Origin of the sequence: Rhodopirellula sp. JB055 (assembly GCF_043100905.1) — a bacterium.
In the GTDB taxonomy this organism is placed as follows: domain Bacteria; phylum Planctomycetota; class Planctomycetia; order Pirellulales; family Pirellulaceae; genus Rhodopirellula.
The window spans coordinates 1-6,925 of record NZ_JBICHO010000278.1 but is presented as its reverse complement, the minus strand read 5'-3'; the positions used below and the strand labels follow the sequence as shown (position 1 = coordinate 6,925).

The 6,925-nt window shown below is 55.1% G+C and carries 4 protein-coding genes and 1 pseudogene; all 5 read left to right on the top strand.

All coding sequences use genetic code 11. The annotated features are described in order from the left end of the window. Positions 1-327 (top strand): annotated as a pseudogene (locus tag ACF8AM_RS11275) (hypothetical protein); the annotation flags it as partial. 102 nt (positions 328-429) lie between these two features. Then, entirely contained in the window at positions 430-1,518 is a 1,089-nt protein-coding gene (locus ACF8AM_RS11270) for a hypothetical protein (protein WP_392555732.1), read from the top strand. Between the two features lie 152 nt (positions 1,519-1,670). Further along, positions 1,671-2,888, top strand: a complete 1,218-nt coding sequence (locus tag ACF8AM_RS11265) for a purple acid phosphatase family protein (protein ID WP_392555731.1) — start codon at positions 1,671-1,673, stop codon at positions 2,886-2,888. 96 nt (positions 2,889-2,984) lie between these two features. Continuing rightward, complete coding sequence (locus ACF8AM_RS11260) at positions 2,985-4,280, top strand: DUF1552 domain-containing protein (RefSeq protein ID WP_392555730.1); 1,296 nt, start codon at positions 2,985-2,987, stop codon at positions 4,278-4,280. Positions 4,281-4,318: 38 nt separating this feature from the next. After that, the gene (locus tag ACF8AM_RS11255) at positions 4,319-6,817 is read left to right on the top strand and encodes a DUF1592 domain-containing protein (RefSeq protein ID WP_392555733.1); all 2,499 of its coding nucleotides are present in this window, start codon (positions 4,319-4,321) and stop codon (positions 6,815-6,817) included. The last annotated feature ends 108 nt before the right edge of the window (positions 6,818-6,925 follow it).

Genomic DNA, 6,925 nt, shown 5'->3' with positions numbered 1-6,925 from the left:
CGTGTGCTCTTCCGATCCGCTTGTTACGCTCCGTTCATCGATCTGATCCTGTTGTCGGACATGCAGTGGACCGAGTTTGGATTCCGCCAAGCGAGCGTGGAAAGAATTCTGGTCGTGATCGGCATCCTCGACATCCTTGTCGCTTTGGCTTTGTTGATATTTCGTTCACGTGCGGCAGCGTTTTACATGGTGGTTTGGGGGCTGGTGACAGCGGCAAGTCGAATGACGGCTTTGGGCATGGACGCTTGGCCAGAGACTTGGATTCGAATCGCCAATGGCGGCGTACCTCTCGCTATCTTGATTCACTGGTCGTGGACGCGAAGGTAGCGTCGGGGACGACGGCGCAAGCATGTTCACTGGATGGGGCAGCTTGATTTTTTACGGTCGGTGTGGCCGGAACTTTCGCTTGTCTCGGCCGTTCATATCACTATGAACACTCGAAACATACTTCCGCTGCTGCTCTTCTCATCGTTCGTCGTCTCGTCTGCGGTGGGCGAAAAAGCCTGGGGAGAGGAAGTTGAAAAGCCAACCGGTACTTACGCCAGTGTGATCACTCGCGGTGCCGTTCAAAATCCAAACATGAGAGGCGGGCTTGTTCGGGTCACTTGGAGCGAAATCGAACCCAGGCCAGGGCAGTTCAATTTCACACGGATTGAGGAACAGGTGCGTCTTCTCAAACCCAACATGAACTGGACGCTCGCCATTCATGGAGGTTGGGCATCGACCGACGCTCGCGCAAACACTCGTTCGCGACCGAACTTCGCTCGACGAGGGAGACGTCCCACTTCCCTCTCGCCCAGTTGGTTGGTCAATGATCTGAAGGTGGAAACCTTCTCGATGAATTTTCGAGGCAACCCGGTCGAGATGCCAAAGTACTGGGACCCGGTCGTGCAGCAACGTTTGAAAGAAATGTTGCAGGCCGTCGGCAAGCGATACCGGACCGATCGTTTGAAAATGGTCTACGTTCCGCAGATGACCAGCAATGGTACCGAAGGTCATTTCAATGGCGTCCCGTCAGAAACGCTGCTGCGTGCTGCGGGGATCAACTCCAGGGATCGGGACGCTGAGAAAAAATTTGGTGATGTCTGGCTCAAGGCATCCACCGAGGCAACACAAAGCGTGCTCGACGCATTTCCCGGAAAAGCGGTTGCGTTTGAAGTGCACGAATTGTTTCGCAGCACTGAGATCCCCGAACGTCTGATCCGAGAATTTCAGAAGCCCGAGTATGAAAACCGCGTGGGCATCGGCATGTGGTGGATTTCAGGCAAGACGACCTACCAAGGCAACCTGATTTCGATTCTGAAGAACTACGAAGGTGATCTCTACGGTCAGGTGATCGGGCGTTCGGACCAACGGAATCGATTTGCAAACAACGACTACAACACCGTGTTCAAACAGGCGGAAGAGCTGGGGATGCGGTATATCGAACCTTGGAACTATGAGTTCGAAAACCACACCTGCGACGAGGTTTTGCGGCAATTCAACACTGCGGTCGACGCGAAATTCATGAACGAATGACCCCGCGAGCAGGTTGCATGGAGTTTCCTGTGTCTGGTCGTTTGGAGGTTGGTGGCTCGAGAGAGTAGAATGTAGACTACGCTCTCCCACCGCGTTTGCTGCCGTTAGCGGTCGCTCACGCACCCCCACCCACCGATTGGCCCAACCCGCAGATGAAACTTAGGAAATGTACGCGCACGCTGGTTCTGGGCGTCTTTTGCAGCCTGCTGCTTGGAAGCGATGCTGTGCGAGCGGACGCTCCTCTGACCGGCACCCAGCCAGCCCAATGGCGAGTCAGTTGGACCGCTGATCCTGCCACCAAAGCCACCGTTTCATGGAGCACCATAGAGGCCGGAAGTTCGCACTCCGTTCGGTTCCGCGTCCGAGGCAGCGACGTAAGCCCCGCGGAACAGTTGGCCACCTCCGGACGTTACACCGGCGGTGAATTCGAGGCGTACTACCATCACGTTCACCTGACGGATTTGCAGCCGGCGACGGCTTACGAAGTCCAGATGGTCAGCGACGGAAATGAGTCGCCCCTGTTCTACTTCGTGACGGCTCCGGCAACTGATCGCGAATTCAGTCTTTTGCACGGGGGCGATTCTCGGTCGGATCAAGACGCACGCCGGCGGATGAACAAAGTGATCGCCGACTTGGTCGCGGAATCGTATGAGAACGATGATCTGACGGATGACATTTTGGCGTTTGCTCACGGAGGCGATTACATCGTCACGGGCACCAAGATGGAACTTTGGTCGATGTGGTTGTCGGATCATGAATTGACGACCGGACCGGATGGCCGGTTGCTGCCGATCATCCCCGCTCGTGGCAACCATGATAAAGGCAAACCGTTCAATGAAATTTTTGGCTTTCCCGAGGGCGACCTGAATTACTACGGGTTTGACATCGGTCCCGAGGTTCGTTTCACGACGTTGAATTCCGAAACCAGCACCGCGGGCGATCAGGCACAGTGGTTGAAGGCGGAATTGAAACAATCACGCTCGACTCATCGTTGGTTGGTCGTTCAGTACCATCGACCCGTTTACCCGGCAGTCAAAACACCGGGTTCAGGTTTGAAGAGTTGGGTGCCGTTGTTTGAAAAATACAACGTGGATTTGGTCTGCGAAGCGGATGGGCACAACATCAAACGCACCGTTCCCATCCGCGATGAAAAATTGGACGAAACCGGCGTGGTGTACATCGGCGAAGGAGGCTTGGGCGTGCCGCAGCGAACTCCCAAGACTGACCGTTGGTTCCTGGAATCACCAGGAATGGCCGATCAAGGCAACCACGTTTTCGTTTTGAAGTTCACCCAAGACGAGTTGCAGGGCACTTGTTTGTTGGAAGACGGTACTGTCCGAGACCAATTCACTCGCAAGGTCCGTGAGTAGCTGATGAAGGGCTTGCGAGCCGAGTTGCAGTGAGGCGGATTTTGCTTCGCGACGATGACCGGCTGTTGAGTTTCACTTTTACGATTCGAGTAGAATATGAATATGTCAGAACCAAAGAATCTCGGCCGGCGTCGCTTTGTCATTCGTTCCCTCGCTGGGTCGCTGGCCCTGCCCGGATTGCCATCGCTGGTCGCGAAAGCGGATGATCGCAATTCGCCGGTTCGGTCGACACGCGGCGCAGGCACGGAGGCTCGTCGGTTTGTTGCCGTCGGGAACCTGCTTGGCTTCCAGCAAAAACACTTTTTTCCGGAAACGCCCGGACGCGAATTTGAAGAGACCACTTTGCTGAAGCCATTGTCGGCAAACCGCGATCACATCAACGTCTATCGCGGTTTGGATCACGGCATTCGCGGTGGGCACTTTGCGGTCCACACGTTTCTGTCGGGCGTGCTTCACCATGAATCCAAGAATCGTCGCGACGGCAATGTGACGATTGACCAATACATCGCGGATGAGATAGGCAAACAAACTCGGTTTGCATCGTTGACCGTGGGGTCCGAAGGAGGCATTCATGGCGGTTGTCAAATGTCATGGACCAAATCAGGCGTGCGAGTGCCGCCGATCACTGGACCCGCCGAGTTGTTTGAGCGGTTGTTCGTGTCCGAGCCAAAACAACGACGGGCTCAGATGATCAATGAGAACGCCCTTCAAGCGTCGATTTTGGATTCGATCACGGAAGAGGCGGGGGCACTTTCGAAACGCGTCAATCAAGAAGACCGATCCAAGCTGGACGAGTACTTCAGCTCGATTCGCGAAGTGGAAAAACAACTCGAAGTCCGCAAGCGTTGGGCGGATCAGCCAAAGCCCGACGCTCCGTTTGATAAACCGGCGGACACCAATACGGTGGACGACCTACCCATGTTGTACGAGCTGATTGCACTCGCGTTGCAGACCGACTCAACACGCATTGCAACCTTGGAAATTGGCGGCAGTTTCTTGCCGCAGAATCTGGGGATCGACAAGTCCTATCATAGTCTTTCGCATCACGGTAATGATGAGGAAACGATCGCACATCTGATCACGCTGGAAACTTACCAATTGCAACAGTTTGGGAAGTTCTTGACGCGTCTGGCAGGAATGCAGGACGGGGGTCAAACGCTGCTCGATTCGACTGCTGTGCTGTTTGGAAGCGGGATGGGCAACGGCAACTCTCACACAAACACGGATTTGCCAATCGTGTTGGCTGGCGGTGGTTACGGACGCGGTGAATTCAAGAAGGCTGGAGCTGGCACTCGCAAGCAAGTCCCGTTGTGCAATCTGTTTGTCGATATCGCTCAGAAGATGGGTGTGGAAACGGATTCCTTTGGCACCAGCACGGGGACTTTCTCGTAACGATGATTCAGGCATTCAAGAATCGGTCGTTGCGACCCATTGTGTTGCGACCCATTGTGTTGCTCACGATTTTGTGCGCAGGCTTTCTGTCTCCCACGCCCGTCGCTTTCGCGAACGAAACCGACACGGACGACGCTTCGGTCGTGGCGGACTTCTTGGGGCGATACTGTCTGGAGTGTCACGACAGCGGATCGGCCGAAGGGGAACGAGAGTTCGAGTCGTTCAAACTGCCGATTTCTTCCGAGCAACAATTGATCACGACCGATGAGATCATCGATCAGGTGACTTTGAAATCGATGCCTCCAGAGGAATCCTCGCAGCCGACCGACGAAGAACGCTTGGCATTGCTGAAAACGTTGCGAGCGGGCGTTGAGCAAGCCCGCAATTTGGTCTCTGGCTCAACGGGACGGACCGTGATGCGTCGGCTGTCCAATCGCGAATACGAAGTCACTCTGGCAACGTTGTTTGGGCGTCGCGTCGATACCTTGGGGTTGACCGCTGACTTTCCAAAAGAAAACACCAGTCACCACATCGACACCATTGGTGAGTCGTTGGTGACCTCAGGATTCTTGCTGGACCAGTATTTTCAGGCGGCCTCGCGATTGGTTGAGACGCGGCTCGGAAAGCCAAAGATGGATCCCAAATCGTGGCACTTCACCGACAACTTTCAGCAGTACGAAGAGCTGACGGGCGCTCACCGAACCGTATTCCAATTCGAGTACTTGGCTCTGTATGAGCAACCCAACACCGACACACGACAAGGTGGTTACGGGCACATTGAAGACTTCCTCGAAGGCGTCCCCGTGTCCGGGCTTTATGACATCGAGGTGAATGCCCAAGCGATGCATCGCGACACGCACTACGATCCCAAGATCTTTCGGATCGACTTCTCGGAACCCTTTCAAATCGCGGTCGTTCCTGGTGATGCAACCAAGGGGCACATTCATTACCCGCAAGCGATCGAGCCGATTTTGGCTACTGCTATCGTTCCGGATGAGCAACCGGAGTGGCTGCCGTTTCGCGTTTGGCTCGAAGCCGGACAGACGCCTCGATTCATTTTCCCGAATGGGCCCTACGAGTCACGGGCTTCGGTGATCGAGGTGAATCGACGCTACAAGGATGAGTTCAAAACGCCGAAGGTTGGTGTCAGTCGAACCTCGCTTCTTCGCGAAGGAAAGTTGCCGCACATTCGGATCGGCGAAGTCAAGATCCGAGGGCCGGTGGAAGAGCCCCATGGCAGCGCCGAAGAGCGCGCCGTTTTTGGAAGCGGAGGTTTTCAAGAGGATCACGCACTGGAACAATTATTCGCGTTCGGGCAACGAGCCTACCGTCGGACGCTGGATCAATCGGACCGTGATCGGATCGCGGCGATGTACACGCGACGGTTGTCAGAGGATGCGACGCCACGACAGGCGGCGCTGGATACGTTGAAGATGATCCTTTGCTCGCCGTCGTTTCTGTATCTCAGCGAGATCACACCGGAAGAAGAAACACTGCTGCGTCCCTACGATCTGGCCTCGCGACTTTCCTACGCTTTGTGGGCCGCACCTCCGGATCAAGAGCTTTTTGATTTGGCTGAGTCAGGGCAGTTGGCTGATCCTGCTGTGTTGAAGAAGCAAGTCCAGCGAATGCTGCGTTCGGAACGTGCGAATGAATTTGTGAACGGCTTTTTGGATAGCTGGTTGAGCCTTCGTGACATCGGGAATTTGCCTCCGCCACGAAAAGCCGTTCCTGCTTACTACGCCGAAAACCTTCCTGAGTCCATGAAGCAAGAGGCACGTTTGTTCTTTCGGCATCTCCTGGATGAGAACGGGCCAGCAACAGATTTGTTGGACGCCGACTATTCATTCGTCGACAAAAAGTTGGCCAAACTCTACGGGCTGCCTGAGAAGGACTCGATGCGTTTGGCCGATGGGTTTCAGCGTGTCAGCCTCGCGGGAAATCGTCAGCGTGGTGGCGTGTTGGGCATGGCGGGCGTGCTGACGGTCAGTGCGAATGGTGTTGACACTTCACCGGTGACTCGCGGTGTGTGGGTGTTGGAGAACATTTTGGGAACGCCGCCTCCTCCACCACCGGATGATGTGCCGACGATTGATGCCAATGTGAGTGGATCGACGACGATTCGAGAGCGATTGTCAAAACACAGCCAAGACAAAACGTGTGCGGTCTGCCATCGCAATATCGATCCTTTGGGATATGCCTTGGAGACGTTTGATCCGATCGGCCGCTGGCGAATCAAGTATCCGAAGGCGAAGGGAAAAGGCACGGCAGCCAAGATTGATGCGACGGGCAAGTTCCCTTCCGGGGAAGAGTTCACAAATTTTGCCGACTTCAAAGAGAAATTGCTGGAAACCCGGCAACAGCAATTCACGCGAAGTTTGATTGAAAAGCTGCTGGCTTACTCGACCGGACGCCACATGGAACGCGCGGATCAATATGAGATCGATGACATCTTGGACCGCGTTCAAGTGGACGGCGGCGGCTTGCAAACGATGGTCACCGAGGTGCTAACCAGCAACTTGTTTCGATCCCGATAAGGATCTGTCACAGCTAATGGTTAGGATTGATCGTAGTGGTCGGGGCGCCGAGTGCGGGGGTGTGTAGCCCCGGAAGGGCGCGGCGCCCCCGCCCCAAACCAAAAAAGA

Coding starts and splice junctions, on each gene's coding strand:
- ACF8AM_RS11270 (WP_392555732.1), top strand. CDS start 430: ATGAACACTCGAAACATACTTCCGCTGCTGCTCTTCTCATCGTTCGTC.
- ACF8AM_RS11265 (WP_392555731.1), top strand. CDS start 1,671: ATGAAACTTAGGAAATGTACGCGCACGCTGGTTCTGGGCGTCTTTTGC.
- ACF8AM_RS11260 (WP_392555730.1), top strand. CDS start 2,985: ATGAATATGTCAGAACCAAAGAATCTCGGCCGGCGTCGCTTTGTCATT.